Source organism: Porphyromonas sp. oral taxon 275, assembly GCF_018127745.1.
Taxonomy (GTDB): Bacteria; Bacteroidota; Bacteroidia; order Bacteroidales; family Porphyromonadaceae; genus Porphyromonas.
On record NZ_CP072333.1, the window covers coordinates 1,029,151 to 1,045,575 of the forward strand.

A 16,425-nucleotide genomic window follows, 5' to 3' on the forward strand; every position below is an offset into this window, starting at 1 on the left:
GAGAGCAGCGGCAGGGCACAGGGGTTTTACCCTACCCCTCTGAGGCTATAGGGAAAGACTCAGGAGAAAGCAATTGAGGGCGGGCGCCCACCCTTGGGGAGCCTTTCTCCCCTTGAAGCAGGGACTGGACCCGCTACCTTATTGAGGCTCGCGAGCATCCCCATTGGAAGAGGCTAGGAGAATGTGCTACCTTTGTGGCCGGATCTTCGAGACCAAGACTTAACTCTATTAAGCAAGCAGCAGGCTATAACTATAATGATACTTATCTTCGGTGGCACGACGGAGGGACGCATCGTATGTGGCGTCCTCGATGAGTCGGGCAAAGAATACTATTACTCTACCAAGGGAGCCTTCCAGGAGCTCGAGATGGTACACGGCAAGCGTGTCTCGGGCGCGATGACGCATGAGGTGATGCGCCAGTTCATCACCGAGCAGGAGATACAGCTCGTCATAGACGCGGCGCATCCCTTCGCTGCCGTCCTCCACAAGACGATCGGTGAGGTGACGGCCGAGCTCGGCATCCCTGTCATCCGCTACGAGCGACGCTACAGCGAGCGCACGGGGCAGGTCATCGAGTGCGCCAGCTATGAGGAGATGATCGCCAAGCTCGAGGCGCAGCCCTGCCATCGGCTCCTTGCGCTGACGGGCGTCAATACCATCGCTCCGCTCAAGCCCTTCTGGTCGCGCCACGAGAGCTACTTCCGCATCCTCGACCGAGAAGACTCGCGGGAGAAGGCAGAGGCAGCAGGCTTTCCCTTCGACCATATCGTCTACTTCCAGCCAGGGGAGGACCAGGAGCTCTTCGACCGCATACAGCCCGACGCCGTCATTACCAAGGAGAGCGGAGAGAGTGGCTTCTTCGACGAGAAGATCGCCCCTGCCCTCGCTGCGGGCGTCCCCGTATATATGATCACGCGCCCGGCTCTGCCCGAGCACTACCAGTATGTCTACGGCCCCGTAGGGCTGCGCAAGGCTGTGCAGCGCCTTGCCCCTGATTTCTTCCCGCTCAAGACGGGCTTCACCACTGGAAGTACTGCCACGGCGGCGACCATGGCGGCACTGCACGCCCTGCTCCATGACGGAGAGGCGCTAGAGCAGGCTACGATCATCCTGCCCTCAGGGGAGGAGGTCGAGCTCCCCGTCGAGCTCGTCGAGCCCACAGAGCGCGGCTACCGAGCTCGCGCCCGTAAGTACTCGGGCGACGACCCCGACGTCACCCATCTGGCAGAGATCTACTCGGAGGTCGTACTGACCGAGGAGCACAGCGGCATACGCTTCCTGCAGGGCGAGGGCGTAGGGCGCGTCACCCTCCCAGGCCTAGGCCTCGAGATCGGCGGCCCAGCTATCAACCGCGTGCCACGCAGCATGATGGAGGCCGTCGTGCGCCGTGCCTACCCCGTGGGAGGTGTAGATATCACCATCAGCATCCCTACGGGCCGCGAACTGGCCGTCAAGACCTTCAACCCCCGCCTGGGTATCCTCGACGGGATCTCCATCGTCGGCACCTCGGGCGTCGTCAAGCCCTTCTCCTCGGAGGCCTTCATCGCCTCCATCGTACGTCAAGTAGATGTGGCGCTGGCCCTAGGCGCTGATACCGTCGTGATCAATTCGGGCGCTAAGAGCGAGAAGTACCTCAAGGGAGCCTTCCCCGAGCTGCCCTTCCAGTCCTTCATCCAGTACGGCAACTTCATCGGGGAGACCCTCGAGAAGCTCTCCACCCTCTCCGTCCCCAAGGTCTACATGGGTATCATGCTCGGCAAGGCGGTAAAGCTCGCCGAGGGCAATATGGACACCCACAGCCGCAAGGTCGTGATGAATAAGGAGTTCATCCACCGAATGGCCGAGGAGGCGGGTTGTAGCGAGGCAGCGCACAGCCTTATTGATGGGCTCACGCTGGCCCGTGAGCTGTGGAACGGACTCAGTCCCGAGGACCTCGACCGACTGATGCTGCGCGTCGTCGACGCCTGCTACGAGGCCTCGAGCCGCCTTGTCCCAGACTCTGAGCTCTCCCTGCTCCTGATTGACGACGAGGGGAACATCCGCTACACCTACCCCCACGACTTCCTCTCCCAGCGCTAGCGTATGGCCAGTATCTTCTCTCAGCTCGCCGAGTTGCTCGTCTCGGGTGAGTTCTTCGGGATCCTCTTTGATAAGGACCTCTATCCCTTCTTCTGGATCCCTATCCTCCTTGGGGTACTACCCATGTTCCTCGCCTTTCTCCTCGATCGCAGGCTGGGGGATCCCGAGGGCGCACCACATCCCATCATCACCTTCGGGCGCTGGATCGCCTGGGGCGAAAGGCGCTTCAATCAAGGCACGCACCGACGTCTCAAGGGAGCGCTGTATAATGGGCTGCTCGTCCTCCTGGTCTTCGCCCTAGGCTCCCTTCTCTCGGGGATGGTCCTCTTCTTCGCCTTCTCCATCGTGCCCTACCTGCTGTACATCGCCCTCTGCTTCTATATGTTGGCGGGGCGTACCCTAGAGCGGGAGGTCAAGGCTGTCTTCACGGCCGCCGATCAGGGACTAGAGGAAGGACGAAGGCAGGTAGCGCGTATCGTCGGGCGCGATACCTCGCAGCTCAGCGACCAAGAGGTACGCAAGGCCGCCCTCGAGACCCTCGCGGAGAACCTCAGTGATGGAGTCATCGCGCCCATGCTCTCCTGGGCCTTCCTCGGACTGCCTGGTATCCTCAGCTACAAGATGATCAATACGCAGGACTCCATGGTCGGTTACCTCACCAGCCGCTACCGCGCCTACGGCTACTTCTCGGCAAAGCTCGACGACCTGGTAAACCTCCTGCCCGCTCGCCTGACGATGCTGCTGATGCTCCTCGCCTCGGGCGATCTCGCGCTCCTGCGTAAGGTATGGCGTCACGGAGGGCGCCACCTGAGCCCCAATTCGGGCTACCCCGAGGCCGCCCTAGCCTTTGCCCTCGGTCTGCGCTTCGGAGGCCCACACGAGTACCACGGCGAACTGATCGACAAGCCCTATATCGGGGAGAACGACCGCGCCATCCTGCCTCAGGACGTAGACGACGCGATCGCGATCACTCGCCGAGCCTCCTGGATGGGCCTCGTCCTCTGCCTCCTCATCCGTACCGTGGTACTGGCGCTGCTGAGCTTCGTCCTATTCGTCCTTTTCTGTGGAGCCCTTGCTGAAGCCTTAGCGGCGTTCGACTAGAAGCCTCTTCCGTATAGGGTCTAAATAAGGCCTCTCAGCCCAAGCCCTCGCTACCGCCTAAGTCTGCCTCTACGGCAGGTTTAGGCGGTATTCTTTTGTCTCCTAGCGAAGAGCGCTCTAGCCCACAAGCTGTGCAGCCAGCGCACAAGCTCTCCCGACACAAGCCGGAAGGCGCCGCAGCAAGGCGACTGCCTTGCCCCAGCGCGCTGAGGGATATCCCTCAGCCTCGCCACCGATAGCCCTCACACGCGTCACGGCCCTCCCTCAGCGCCCTGACTGATATCCCTCACGATCCCTACCCCTATATCCATAGGATGCCGAGTCTTACCCGCCCCTTCGCTTTGCGTAAAGGCGGGGTAAAGCGGGCGGCGTCCTCGGGCGTCCGCCGAGCAGGCTGACAGACGTCTACGCCCAGGGGCGGCAGATTACTTGTATCTTTGCTGCAGCGGGGTGCGCGCCTAGGAGGTACAGCCACCCCGAGAGCTAACTATGGACTTCAAGACACAACTCGTCTATCAGGCAGCCAAACTGCGCCTGCGCAAGATCGAGCGCTACACCGCCGAGGCAGAGGACCTACAGCGTGCCCAGCTGCGCCACATCCTCAGCCGAGCGCGTGGCACCGAGCTCGGCGAGCGCTATGACCTAGGTCGCGCTACCGACTACAAGGACTTTGCCCAGCGCCTCCCCCTCGTGGAGTACGACGCCGTCAAGGGCGACATCGAGCGTATGATCCGAGGCGAGCGCGACGTACTCATCCCCGGAGGCTGCCGCTGGTATGCCAAGTCAAGCGGCACGACCAGCGACCGCAGCAAGTATATCCCCGTACCCTACCTGCACCTACAGGACTGCCACTACCGCGGCGGTAGTGATGCCCTATGGATCTACCTGAGGAACTACCCCGACAGCCGCTTCTTCTCTACCAAGGGGCTCGTCCTCGGCGGCAGCCACAGCCCGATCAGCCTCGGGAGCCAAGCCTCCGTAGGCGACCTCAGCGCCATACTCGTGGAGCACATGCCCCTGCTGGGCAACTGGCTGCGCGTCCCGAGCCGCGAGACGCTGCTGATGAGCGAGTGGAATGCCAAGATGAGCGCTATCGTCCACGAGGTCGCCCAGGCGCCCGTCGGGAGCCTCTCGGGCGTCCCCTCCTGGATGCTCGTCCTGCTACGTCAGCTGCTGGAGTACACGGGCGCAGCTGACATCAGTGAGCTATGGCCCCAGCTGGAGGTCTTCTTCCACGGAGGGATCAGCTTCAGCCCCTACCGCAGTATCTACCGCGAGCTCATTCCCTCTCCACGGATGCGCTACGAGGAGACCTACAATGCCAGCGAAGGCTTCTTCGCCATACAGGACGACCCGAGCGAGAGCGGCATGCTGCTGATGCAGGACTACGGGGTATTCTACGAGTTCATCCCCATGGACGAACTGGAGTACAGCGCCGAGGGCTCTGTCGCAGGGCACGTACGCGCCGTCCCGCTCTGGGAGGTAGAGCAGGACAGAGACTACGCCCTCGTGATCACGACCCTCGGGGGGCTCTATCGCTACCTCATCGGGGATACGGTGCGCTTCACCTCGACCGCCCCCTATCGCATCGTCATCACGGGGCGTACCAAGCACTTCATCAATGCCTTCGGCGAGGAGCTGATGGTCACCAATACTGATACGGCCATAGCACGGACGACGGAGCGCACGGGGGTGCAGGTCGCCGAGTACACGGTGGCACCGCACTTCCTCCTCGATGAGGGTAAGGGCTACCACGACTGGATGATTGAGTTCGTCGAGCCCCCCAGCGACCTCGCCGCCTACGCACGTATCCTCGACGAGGAGCTGCGAAGGGCCAACTCCGACTACGATGCCAAGCGCTACGACGACATGACGCTCCTGCCCCTACAGCTCGAGCCCGCCCCCGCAGGCCTCTTCCACCGCTGGCTCGAGGAGCAGGGCAAGCTGGGCGGGCAGCACAAGGTACCCCGCCTCTCGAGCTCACGCCACTACCTCGAGGAGCTCCTCGAGCTCAAGCAAAGACTTAGCCCCGCCGCTCCCCAGCTATGAGACGCATCCACCTGAGCTACCTCCTGATCCTCCTCTACCTAGGGGGCTTTGCCTTCTTCACCTACCCGCGTGCCGAGGGCATGCAGCAGCCCGAGCGCGGCAGCTGGTGGCTGAGCTTCGGGCTCTGCCTCCTCGTCTGGGCGCTGGCCTATGCCTTAGCCTGGTACCGACGCCGTCGCACCACGCGCTACGAGTACGGCTACTACCCTGAGCACAAGGAGCTGAACCAAGGCTAGGTGCAGGGCTTTGCGTATCTTTGTGCGACTGATAAGACAACTAGAATAAGGACATGGCGTCAGAAGAAACGATCCTGAGCTACCAGGGAGTACAGATAGCGAGACGTGAGCACATCCTCTTCGAGGACTTCGACCTAGAGCTCAGCGCGGGCGAGTTCGTATACCTCGTAGGCCCAGTAGGCGCGGGTAAGAGCACGCTGCTGAAGACCATCACTGCCGAGGTACCCATAGCTAAGGGCTCGGCGCGCGTACTCGACTACGAGCTCACTCGGATCAAGCGCCGACAGCTCCCCCAGCTGCGTCAGCGCCTCGGCATCGTCTACCAGAACTTCCAGCTCCTGCCCGATATGACCGTGCAGGGCAACCTCGACATCGTGCTCCGCGCCTACGGCGTCAAGCCCCCTGCCGAGCGTGCCCGCCGCATCGAGGAGGCTCTGCGTGAGGTAGGCCTCGAGCTGAAGAACTACAAGTACCCCCACGAACTCTCGGGAGGCGAGCAGCAGCGCGTAGCCATCGCACGTGCCCTGATCGGCCACCCCGAGCTGATCCTAGCCGACGAGCCTACGGGCAACCTCGATAGCGCCAGTGGTCTGGCCATCGTGGAGCTCCTGCAGCGCCTAGCTGCCGAGCGAGGTACAGCCGTCATCATGGCCACGCACAATCGCCTCGTCCTCGAGCGCTTCCCCGCCCGCTGCATCCATCTCGAGGGGCACAAATAGCGCCCCTTCCCCTAATCCCCCTCATAAAGACATCGCTGGTGAAAGTAATGAAGTTCGGAGGTACCTCTGTGGCCTCCGCCGAGCGCATATCCCATGTAGCTGACCTCATCACGGCTACGGACGAAGTAAAGATCGTGGTCCTCTCCGCTATGGCAGGGACGACGAACGCCCTCGTAGAGATCGGCCACCAACTCATGGCCCATCACCAACACGAGGCACTGACCATCCTCACCAAGCTCAAGCATAAGTACGAGGCCGAGACCCGCCTGCTCTTCCCCAATCCACAGAGCTACGACAAGGCCTGGACGCTGGTCAATGAGACCTTCTTCTTCCTCGAGCAGATCTGCTACGCCGAGAGCTTCACCCTCTTCGACGAGAAGAAGATACTGGCGCGCGGCGAGCTCCTGAGCACCGCGATGATGCTGCGTCACCTCACCGACCGCGGGGTGCAGGCCATCGGTCTGCCCGCCCTCGAGTACATGCGCACCGACAAGCAGGCCGAGCCCGACGAGGGGTACATACGCACGCACCTCGAGGAGCTCATCAGCCGCGCCCCCGAGGGGACACGCCTCTTCATCACCGAGGGCTACATCTGCCGCAATGCCTTCGGCGACATCGACAACCTGCAGCGCGGGGGGAGCGACTACACCGCGACGCTCGTGGGATCGGTGCTGCGCGCCGACGAGATCCAGATCTGGACAGACATCGACGGCATGCACAACAATGATCCCCGCTACGTCGATGCTACGCGCCCAGTGCGTCGCCTGCACTTCGAGGAGGCCTCCGAGCTCGCTTACTTCGGGGCCAAGATCCTCCACCCTACCTGCATCCAGCCCGCCAAGCGCCACGGCATCCCCGTGCGCCTGCTGAATACGATGGAGCCTAGTGCCCCAGGGACGCTCATCTCTATGGATACGGACAAGGACATGATCAAGGCCGTCAGCGCCAAGGACAACATCACCATGGTACGCGTCCGCAGCAGCCATCAGCTCTCGCACTGGAGCTTCATCGGCAAGGTCTTCTCCGTCTTCGAGCACCACTGCATCCCGATTGACATGATCGCCTCCACCGAGACCTCGATCTCGCTGACCATAGAGCGCAGCCAGCTCCCCAGCGAGGTGCGCCGAGGTCTAGAGCAGCTCGGGACGGTCGAGGAGGAGCGTGAGCTGACCATCATCTGCGTCGTGGGGGACATGGAGTGGGAGAACATCGGCTTCGAGGCACAGATCCTCAAGGCGCTCGAGGAGATCCCCGTACGGATGATCTCCTACGGCGGGAGCGACTACAACCTCTCGCTGCTGGTCTCGGCTGCCGATAAGCGCCGCACGCTGCTCGCCCTTAGCCGCCAGCTCTTCGGGGCTGCTTGTCCAGGCTAGGCCATGCAGCAGTCCGCCTCCTCCCCAAGTAAGCTGAGCCTCTGGATCGGCCTCACGCGACCCAAGACGCTCTTCTCTGGCCTGAGCTCAGTGCTTGTAGCCATCTTCTACGCAGCCTCGCTCGGCGCTATCGATGTCCTACGCACGCTGCTCCTGGTCGTAGTAGCGGTCGCGGCACAGATAGCCAGTAACATCGCCAACGACCTCATCGACCACCGCAAAGGGGCGGATACCGACGAACGCAAAGGCCCTCTGCGCCCCCTCTCCCGCGGGCTCATCAGCGAGCGGGAGGTACGCATCGCCCTCTACCTGAGCCTCGCTGTGCTCCTCGCCAGTGGCCTCAGCCTCATCGCTCTGAGCTCCTGGTGGCTGCTGCTCGTGGGGCTCGCCGTCGTGCTGGGGGTCTTCGCCTACTCGGGCGGGCCCTATCCCCTCTCCTACCACGGCTGGGGAGACGCTGCTGTCCTCGTCTTCTTCGGCTGGGTCCCCACCGTGACGAGCTTCTATATCCTACGCGGCTATGTGCTCGACCAGACGCTCTGGCAGCTAGCCACCGCCATAGGACTCAGCAGCGTCAATATCCTCGTCGTGAACAACTACAGAGACGTCGCCGAGGACAGCAAGGCAGGCAAGCGCACCCTCATCGTCCGCATGGGACAGGACTTTGCCCCTAGGCTCTACCTCACCTGCGGACTACTCTCGATGGGGCTCCTCTACCCTATCTACTCCTTCTGGGGCATGCTCCTACTGCTGCCCTACGTGCTCCTCTTCAGCCAGACGCACCGTGCGCTCCAGACCAGTCGCGGGGCGGAGCTCAACGGCGTGCTTGCTCGGACGGCACGCAATGTCTTCCTCCTGGCCCTCCTCATCGGTGCTATGCTTTGGCTCAAGCCTTAGTTCAGCGCGCTCCTTCCCCCTTCCTCAGCCCCTCCCTCTAGGCCCTAGCCTAGGCGGAGGGGCGCTTTGCATTTGCAGGGAGGCAAAGGAGCGGAGTACTAAGCGCCCCCTGTCACCTCCTCCCCTCCTAAGTCAGGCGACACCCCCTATAGGGGGTGAAGGAGGCCAAGCGCCCTCCACTCATCTAGGTATATTGGTCTTGCAGCCTACCTAGAGGTAAGTATTTTAGTCCTCCTTCCTAAAGCGTGAGGGCTAATTGTCCTTACTTTTGACGCGCTATAGAGCACCTAGTATTAACACTTTATCTTATTCATCCTCTATGCGAAAGATCTATTCGCTATTACTACTGCTAGGCCTAGCCCTCCTCTCCGTGGGGCTGCCAGCCGAGCTCCGGGCACAGAGCAAGCCCCCTACTGACGCTAACGTCATGGGGCACGTGGTCGATGCCAAGACGGGCGAGCACCTAGCAGGTATCACGATTGCCATCAAGGGCAGCACCTACGGCACCGCTACCGATGCCACAGGGCACTACTTCCTGAAGAACCTCAAGCAGAAGCACCTCACGCTCGTCATGCGCGGCCTAGGCTACCTCAGCCAGGAGCGTAGTATCACCATACAGCCAGGGAAGACCATCGAGGTGAACTTCGACGCAGAGGAGGACAACGTAAAGCTCGACGAGGTCGTCGTCTCCTCCAACCGCCAGGCCACCCTGCGCCGCCTCGCTCCGACGCTCGTCACAGTACTGGACACGAAGCTCTTTGAGAACGCCAATGCCAACAACCTAGCTCAGGGACTGATCTTCCAGCCTGGCGTCCGCGTGGAGAACAACTGCCAGAACTGCGGCTTCAACCAAGTACGCATCAATGGGCTCGACGGCCGCTACTCACAGATCCTGATCGATAGCCGCCCCGTCATGAGCGCGCTGGCTGGCGTCTACGGGCTCGAGCAGATCCCTGCCAACATGATTGACCGCGTAGAGGTCGTCCGCGGTGGGGGCTCGGCGCTCTTCGGCTCCTCCGCCATCGCAGGGGTAATCAATGTCATCACCAAGGATCCCTCCAGCAATAGCTTCAGCTTCAACGAGAGTGCTGGCTTCTCAGGCTTCAAGAGCCTCGACAACAACCTCTCCTTCAATGGCTCGCTCGTCAGTGCTGACGGTCGTGCCGGAGCGATGCTCTTCTCACAGGCACGCTACCGCAAGGAGTATGACGTCAATAGCGACGGCTACAGCGAGCTCGGCCGCCTCGACTCCCGCTCCCTCGGTGCACGTGGCTACATCCGCCCCAGCGACCTGACGCGCGTGACTGCCGAGCTGCACACCTTCTCGGAGGCACGTCGTGGCGGCGATCATATCGACTGGCCCGAGCACGTAGCAGGCGTGGCAGAGTCCATACGCCACTCGGTCTACAGTGCCAACCTCAAGTTCGACGCCTTCACCGCCGACCTCAAGAGCCACTTCCAGCTCTACGCCTCTGGCCAGCACATTACCCGAAATAGCTACTACGGGGGTATCGGTGAGCCCAAGGCTAAGGATAAGGACGGCAATGAGGTACTCGTCGGGGGCAAGACCGTCCCTGCAGGACGCCTCGGCTACCCCATCCACAGCTCGGACTACGGCACCAACTACGGGGTGACGCGCGGGCTGACAGCCGTCGTCGGGGGGCAGTACACCTACGACTTCGAGCGCCTCTTCTTCATGCCCGCCCAGCTGCTGGCTGGGGTCGAATACAGCTACGACAGACTGCATGACGAGATGCCGCTGCGTGGCTGGACGACGGAGAAGAGCAATGCTGATGGCTACGACCCCTCCAGCAATCCCGTCGCGCTCTCTCCCGCCCTCCATCAGGTGATCAAGAACGCCAGCCAGTTCGCCCAGCTCGAGTGGAAGAACGACCGCTGGAGCATCCTCCTCGGGACACGTCTCGATGAGAACTCCGCCGTCAAGAAGGCGATCTTCAGCCCACGCGCTACCCTACGCTTCAACCCCACGAAGAACATCAACCTCCGTGCTACCTACGCCAAGGGCTTCCGCGCTCCCCAGGTCTTCGACGAGGATCTACACGTAGGGGTAGTCAATGGAGAGGCGCAGAAGGTGGTGAATGCTGATGACCTCCGTCCCGAGGTCTCGCACTCCTTCAGCCTGAGCAACGACATGTACTTCCGCGTCGGCCAGACGCACCTCAACATCCTCCTCGAGGGCTTCTACACGCGCCTGCTGGACGTCTTCACCAACTATAAGACGGGCACGCGCGATGGCATCACCTACTTCACGCGCCACAACTATGGCATCGATGACCAGGGCCGTCAGGTAGCCTCGGGAGCCAAGATCCTCGGGGTGAACCTCGAGGGGAAGCTCAGCTACAGCTGGCTCTCGCTCCAGGGCGGACTGACGCTCACGAGCAATAAGTACGACGTCGCCCAGGAATGGGGTGTACGCAGTAAGGTCAAGGAGGACATCTCCGACGCTGCCTACATGAGCTACGTCCCCAAGGCCGATGGATCGTCCTTCGACCCCGTAGCGCAGGATGACGAGGTGCAGACGGTCTCGATGACCAGCAAGGAGATCATGCGTACCCCCTCTGCCTACGGCTACTTCACCATCAGCATCAACCCCATCAAGCCCCTCAATATCGCGCTGACGGGGACCTTCACGGGCTCGATGTACGTCCCACACGCCGTCAAGTGGGGGCAGAACTCTGCCGTCACCGACCGCCAGGCGATCGCTGCAGGCCAGCGCATCGAGGGCTATCAGCTCGCCCTCACCGATGCTCAGGGCAAGCCCATCATGGATGGCACTGCCCCCAAGAAGGTAGACGTAGACTGGAACGAGCTGACCCGCTCCCAGTCCTTCTTCGACCTAGGGATGAAGGTCAGCTACGACCTCCGCCTCTTCAAGAGCAAGGTGCAGCTCTACACGGGCATCAGCAACCTCTTCAACTCCTTCCAGAGCGACTACGACTTCGGTCCCAATCGTGACAGCGCCTATATCTACGGCCCCACGACCCCTCGCTCAGGCTACTTCGGCGTCAAGCTCAGCTTCTAGCGCCAAGGCCTAGACACGATACCGCCCTAGTGGCGTCAGCTCCCCGAGGATACGACTGCGTATCCTCGGGGAGCTTGTTTTTGTAGCCTCCCTGCCTAAGGGAGGACGTACTGTAGTGCTCGGGGGAGCGCACAGAAGGGATAGCTATCGAGGCGATTGACTGATATCAGTCAGCTACCTCAGGCCTATCCCTAAAGCAGCTGACTGATATCCCTGAGCTAGGCTGAGGGATATCCCTCAGCGCGCCCTAGCCCAGGGAGCAGCTCGGGAAGTCCCTAGTCGGGGCACGGATAGCCTACTCGGTGGAGGGCTCTCGGAGCAGGAATTTAGCCCCAGAGGAAGAGGTGCCTGGGGGCGGGGACTGAATTATATAAGATTATGTATATTTGTCACATAGCGAGTCGTGAAGACACGCTAGGGCCATACACAAACACTACAGACAGCCTCGGGGAGGCGTGCGCTGTAAAGCTATGAAGAGACGATGAAGAAGGCAATGCAACTGCAGGATAGCCGTGCCGAAAAATTCTGGCGAATAGAGACCATGGGCGTAGACCTCATGGTCAACTGGGGGAAGAAGGGTTCCTCTGGTCACTACGAGATGTATCGCTTCCCTAGCGAAGACCACTGTCTCAAGGAGGCGGCGAAGCTGAGCCAAGACAAACAGGAGAAGGGCTACAGCGACTACCCTGAGTTCGACCCTATGGACATCTACTACTATGACGACGACACGATGGGGCTCCACCCCTTGACGAGCCACCCCCTCTACCGCAAGTATTTTACCTCCCCCTTCTACTACTCCAATACTGAGCGCAGTGTTCCCTTCGGCAGCGACGAGGGCAGCGATGCCCTGTGGGAGATGGAGGAGGTACTGCGCCGCCGTCCTAAGGCCGACCTGAGGGACTTCCCCGCCCACGTCCTGCGCAAGCTCCATTCGCTAGCCTACTACCCTCCCCACGGCGAGAGCATCGAGGAGCTGCGGCGTATCGATGCCGCAGCCAGCGCCGAGGCACACCCTAGCCTCAAGGAGCTGCGCAGCACCGACCGCATGATCATCGCCTCAGCCCTGGCACAGCTCAAGATCACGGGGAGCCTCAGCGAGCAGCTCTATCAGCTGGCCTTGCTCGCCATCGCACGCCTGGAGCGCATACGAGGCCTAGGCCAAAACGTCTGGCTCACCTCCTCCATGCTGATGACCATACAGCGCGACCTCAAGCTCTACCGATCGAGCTGCCCCACCGCCCAGCAGGCTGTCGGCGCCTAGTCCGCGCAGCCCTCGCAATAAAGTAGCGCCCCCATACTCCACGTGGAGTATGGGGGCGCAGTGCTTAGGGGGAAGTTCGTGCTAGGTCAAGCCGAAGCCTAGCCTAGAGTCTAGGGCGCATCGGGTGTGAACATAGGATCCCAGGCGGGGAGCTGTACGGGCTTGGTCTTCAACAGCTCCAGCACCTTGGCCGTCGCATACTTCTTGTTCACCACGAGACGGAAGGTATAGGCGTCGAACCACCCGTCCGTCATGATGATATGGCCCTTGACGCCCGACTGCTCACCCCAGCTATTCTCGACCTTCCACTTGGTAGGCTTGCCCGAGGCATCTAGGTCTACGGCCTTGAGCGTCATGGCGTGCGTCGAGCCGCTATCGAAGCTCTTGATACGCTCGGCCTTGTCCATCGTGAAGTCATAGCCCAGGAGGGAGGCATAGTCGTAGTTATTGAGCGCGGCGATGCCCTTAGAGCGGTCGAGCTCACGGCCTACGTCGCAGGAGTAGTACATCATCGTATTGTCCTTGAGCGAAGCGATGGCCATGCCCTTGATCTCCTCCATGGGGAGGTTGACGTAGGTCCAGTTGCGCCCGTCGTAGCTGTGGCGGTCGAAGTCGATCTCGTAGGTCTTGTAGTAGGGACGCGAGGGGTCATTCATCAGCATGACGAACTGATCCTTGAGGTCGATCCCCACGAAGCGCTGGTAGAAGCTCTGCGGCGTGTAGGTGTCGGTAGAGATCGCCTCACCCTTGGCATTGCGCAGCGTGTAGCTGAAGCTCGTAGGGGGCTCCCCGAGGTTCAGGCTCAGGATGCGGTAGACCTGCTTGAGGCAGGCCTCCTTGCGCTCACGCAGCTGCGCGAGGCTCTCACCCTTAGCAGAGGCCTTACGCAGGGCTATCCCTGCCTGACGTAGGGTACGGGTGATCATCTGCCCCATCAGACGCGTGTCATTGCTCGAGGCCGTCTCAGGCATGACCTCCGCAGGTACGACGCCGTACTTGGAGAGGATGTCCGAGATCCCCGTGAACTGGCCGCCGTCGCTGAGCGGATGCTTGAAGAGCCACTCTACCTTCTTATCGTCATCGCTCGCCTTGCGGGTCTCGATGATGCCCTCGAGGAAGAGGTTGGCCTTCTCAAGCTGGTCCCAGAAGAAGCCATAGTTCTGCGAGAAGAAGAACTTGCCCGACTGCTCGCGCGCCATCAGCTGGGCACGTAGCACATTCAGCCCCGTGAAGAGCCAGCATCGACCGCTCTGCTTCTGGTCCGTGATGCCCTGGCTCTTGACCTCGATGCTGAACTTGTCCTCCAGCTCGCGGGGACGCTTCGGGTTGACGAAGAAGTCCTTCATGCCCTGCAGCGCGATGGCGTTGTGTAGCGCCTGCTCGCTGGGGCTCTTGGACTCACTCTTGCGTAGGGACTCCAGGATACGTGGCGTGATAGCACCGTCCTTGGTGGACTGCGCCGAGAGGGAGGTGCTGAGGGCGGAGGTGAGGCCGAGGGCTAGCACCAGGCTTAGTTTAAGCTGCATAGTAGTATCGTATGAGAGGGGTGAGACTTAGCGCGGGGCGGCGTTCTCCTCCTGGTCGAACCACGAGGCGTACATCTGGTAGTTGTTGGCAATGCGCTCATTGAGCTCCTTGCTCTGCTCGGGGGAGACCTTCTTGATGAACTTGGCAGGGGTCCCAGCCCAGAGCGTGTAGGGCTCGATGAGGGTATTGGCTAGGACGACAGAGCCTGCCGCGACGATGGCGCCCTCGCCGACGACGGCGTGGTCCATGACCACGGAGCCCATGCCGATGAGCGCGAGGTTCTCGATCTTGCAGCCGTGGAGCGTGACGTTGTGCCCGACCGAGACGTTGTCGCCGATCTCTATGGTAGACTTCTGATAGAGCGTGTGCACGACGGTGCCGTCCTGGATATTGACGTTGCGCCCGATGCGGATCGAATTGACGTCGCCGCGGAGCACGGCGTTGAACCATACGCTGCAGCCCTCGCCGAGGACGACATCACCGACGATGGTGGCGTTGACGGCGAGGAAGCAGCCTTCGCCGATCTGAGGCTCGAAGCCTCGTACCTTCTGTATATAAGCCATAGTAACTATGTTGGGATAATGCTGTGATTATAGGGCTAGGCACTCGGGCCTAGGGGTTAGGAGAAGCGGCGCTTGAGCTTCGCCAGTTGCTCTCGAGGCAGCTCGTAGTAGCCCACCACGAGAACGAAGACGAGCAGCAGCACGCTATTGAGCCCGAGGCGTAGATAGACGGACTCGGGCAGTAGCTGCGTGAGGCCAAGCTCGAGGGCATAGAGCGCCATGCAGAGGAGGCTGTAGCCGAGGAGCTTCGCCAGCTGATAGCGCACGGGATAGTAGCGCTGCCCGAGGAAGTAGGAGGCGACCATGACGGCGCCATTGGCCACCACGGAGGCCCAGGCACAGGCCATGAAGCCGTAGCGCGGAGCGAGTAGGACGATCATCACCACGGTGAGCGCACAGCCCAGCACCGAGAGGATCGTCCCCCAGTAGGTACGGTCGGTGACCTTGTACCAGAGGGAGAGATTGAAGTAGACACCGAACATCAGCTGCCCCATCATGATCCAGGGCACGACGACGAGCCCTGGGTAGTAGGCGGGCTTGATGAGGAACTTCAGCACGTCGATATAGCTCATCACCCCGAGGAAGATGAAGAGGGTGAAGAGCACGTAGTAGGTCATCGCCGAGGAATAGGCACGGCGTGCCGCCTCGTCCCCCTTCTTGGTCTCAGCGAAGACGAAGGGGTCGTAGGCATAGCGGAAGGCTTGGGTGAAGAGCACCATCACGACGGCGAGCTTGTAGCAGGCGCCGTAGATCCCCAGCTGCGTGTGGGCGTAGTGCACGTCGTCGAAGAGCAGGGGGAAGAGCACCTTGTCGGCCTGGTTGTTGAAGTTACCCGCCAGCCCCAGCAGCAGCATCGGCAGGGCATAGCGCAGCATCTGCCCCAGCAGCCCGAGGTCGAGCCGCCCCCGCGCCTTGCGCAGCGTGGGGAGTAGCATCACCAGCTGCAGAGCGTTCCCCAGCAGATTGATCCCTAGGATGATGGGCAGCGCCGTCTGGCGTGGATCTAGCCCTAGGCCGAGCTGCGGGTAATGCGCTGAGAGCCAGGGCAGGCCGTAAAAGGCGAAGAGCGTCGCTAGGATGGTGAAGAAGACGAAGCTCAGGCGGATGACCGTGAAGCGCCACGGCCGCTGCTCGTAGCGCAGGTAGCCCAGCGGGATGGCCATGAAGGCATCGGAGGCGACAATCAGGAGCAGCAGGCTGAGCAGCTGACGCTGCCCCTCGACCTGCAGCGCTGCGGCTAAGGGGTCGAGGAAGAGCCAGCCCAGCAGCACGAAGAAGCTGGAGCTAATCCCCAGCGCACTGAGGGTCGTGACGTAGACATCCCCAGGGCGCTCGTGCTTATTGGCAAAGCGGAAGAAAGCCGTCTCCATCCCGTAGGTCAGGAGGATCATCAGGAGCGCCGTCCAGGCATAGAGGTTGGTCATCTGCCCGAACTCCTCCGGCTGCATCACGCGTACGTAGACATAGGTCAGCAACCAGTTGAGGAAGCGGCCAAACATACTGCTCAGCCCGTAGAGCGCGGTGTCCTTGACCAGAGACTTGAAGGTACCCATAGCTGTGTGTCCTTAGCTTAG

Annotated in this window: 12 protein-coding genes; 9 read left to right on the plus strand and 3 right to left on the minus strand. The window is 61.4% G+C overall.

What is annotated here, in order from left to right:
- Positions 1-255 precede the first annotated feature (255 nt).
- The 9 genes from cbiD to J4862_RS04105 all read left to right on the plus strand — a co-directional run bounded on the left by cbiD (position 256) and on the right by J4862_RS04105 (position 12,761).
- On the plus strand, positions 256-2,079 hold the full coding sequence (gene cbiD / locus J4862_RS04065) for a cobalt-precorrin-5B (C(1))-methyltransferase CbiD (RefSeq protein ID WP_211789455.1): 1,824 nt from the start codon (positions 256-258) through the stop codon (positions 2,077-2,079).
- A 96-nt stretch (positions 2,080-2,175) separates the two neighbouring features.
- Positions 2,176-3,180, plus strand: a complete 1,005-nt coding sequence (cbiB, locus tag J4862_RS04070; protein ID WP_211789548.1) for an adenosylcobinamide-phosphate synthase CbiB — start codon at positions 2,176-2,178, stop codon at positions 3,178-3,180.
- Positions 3,181-3,669: 489 nt separating this feature from the next.
- Positions 3,670-5,229, plus strand: a complete 1,560-nt coding sequence (locus J4862_RS04075) for a GH3 auxin-responsive promoter family protein (protein ID WP_211789456.1) — start codon at positions 3,670-3,672, stop codon at positions 5,227-5,229.
- Entirely contained in the window at positions 5,226-5,465 is a 240-nt protein-coding gene (locus tag J4862_RS04080; protein WP_211789457.1) for a hypothetical protein, read from the plus strand. Before J4862_RS04075 ends, J4862_RS04080 begins: the two co-directional genes overlap by 4 nt.
- Before the next feature lie 53 nt (positions 5,466-5,518).
- Positions 5,519-6,184 carry a cell division ATP-binding protein FtsE gene (locus J4862_RS04085; protein WP_211789458.1) on the plus strand — a complete coding sequence of 222 codons (666 nt, stop codon included), beginning with the start codon at positions 5,519-5,521 and terminating at the stop codon, positions 6,182-6,184.
- A gap of 38 nt (positions 6,185-6,222) precedes the next feature.
- The gene (locus tag J4862_RS04090; RefSeq protein ID WP_211789459.1) at positions 6,223-7,560 is read left to right on the plus strand and encodes an aspartate kinase; all 1,338 of its coding nucleotides are present in this window, start codon (positions 6,223-6,225) and stop codon (positions 7,558-7,560) included.
- A gap of 3 nt (positions 7,561-7,563) precedes the next feature.
- The gene (gene menA / locus J4862_RS04095) at positions 7,564-8,457 is read left to right on the plus strand and encodes a 1,4-dihydroxy-2-naphthoate octaprenyltransferase (RefSeq protein WP_211789460.1); all 894 of its coding nucleotides are present in this window, start codon (positions 7,564-7,566) and stop codon (positions 8,455-8,457) included.
- A 319-nt stretch (positions 8,458-8,776) separates the two neighbouring features.
- On the plus strand, positions 8,777-11,500 hold the full coding sequence (locus J4862_RS04100; protein ID WP_211789461.1) for a TonB-dependent receptor: 2,724 nt from the start codon (positions 8,777-8,779) through the stop codon (positions 11,498-11,500).
- A gap of 481 nt (positions 11,501-11,981) precedes the next feature.
- A complete protein-coding gene (locus tag J4862_RS04105; protein ID WP_249107454.1) occupies positions 11,982-12,761 on the plus strand; it encodes a WGR domain-containing protein in 780 nt (259 codons plus the stop codon).
- Positions 12,762-12,871: 110 nt separating this feature from the next.
- Here J4862_RS04105 and J4862_RS04110 read toward each other — a convergent pair whose 3' ends face one another.
- Genes J4862_RS04110 through J4862_RS04120 form a run of 3 tightly spaced genes read right to left on the minus strand, consistent with a single transcriptional unit; the run spans position 12,872 to position 16,404 of the window.
- The gene (locus J4862_RS04110) at positions 12,872-14,287 is read right to left on the minus strand and encodes a C1 family peptidase (RefSeq protein WP_211789462.1); all 1,416 of its coding nucleotides are present in this window, start codon (positions 14,285-14,287) and stop codon (positions 12,872-12,874) included.
- 27 nt (positions 14,288-14,314) lie between these two features.
- Positions 14,315-14,851, minus strand: a complete 537-nt coding sequence (locus J4862_RS04115) for a gamma carbonic anhydrase family protein (RefSeq protein ID WP_211789463.1) — start codon at positions 14,849-14,851, stop codon at positions 14,315-14,317.
- A 56-nt stretch (positions 14,852-14,907) separates the two neighbouring features.
- Positions 14,908-16,404 carry a lipopolysaccharide biosynthesis protein gene (locus J4862_RS04120; RefSeq protein WP_211789464.1) on the minus strand — a complete coding sequence of 499 codons (1,497 nt, stop codon included), beginning with the start codon at positions 16,402-16,404 and terminating at the stop codon, positions 14,908-14,910.
- Positions 16,405-16,425: the final 21 nt, after the last annotated feature.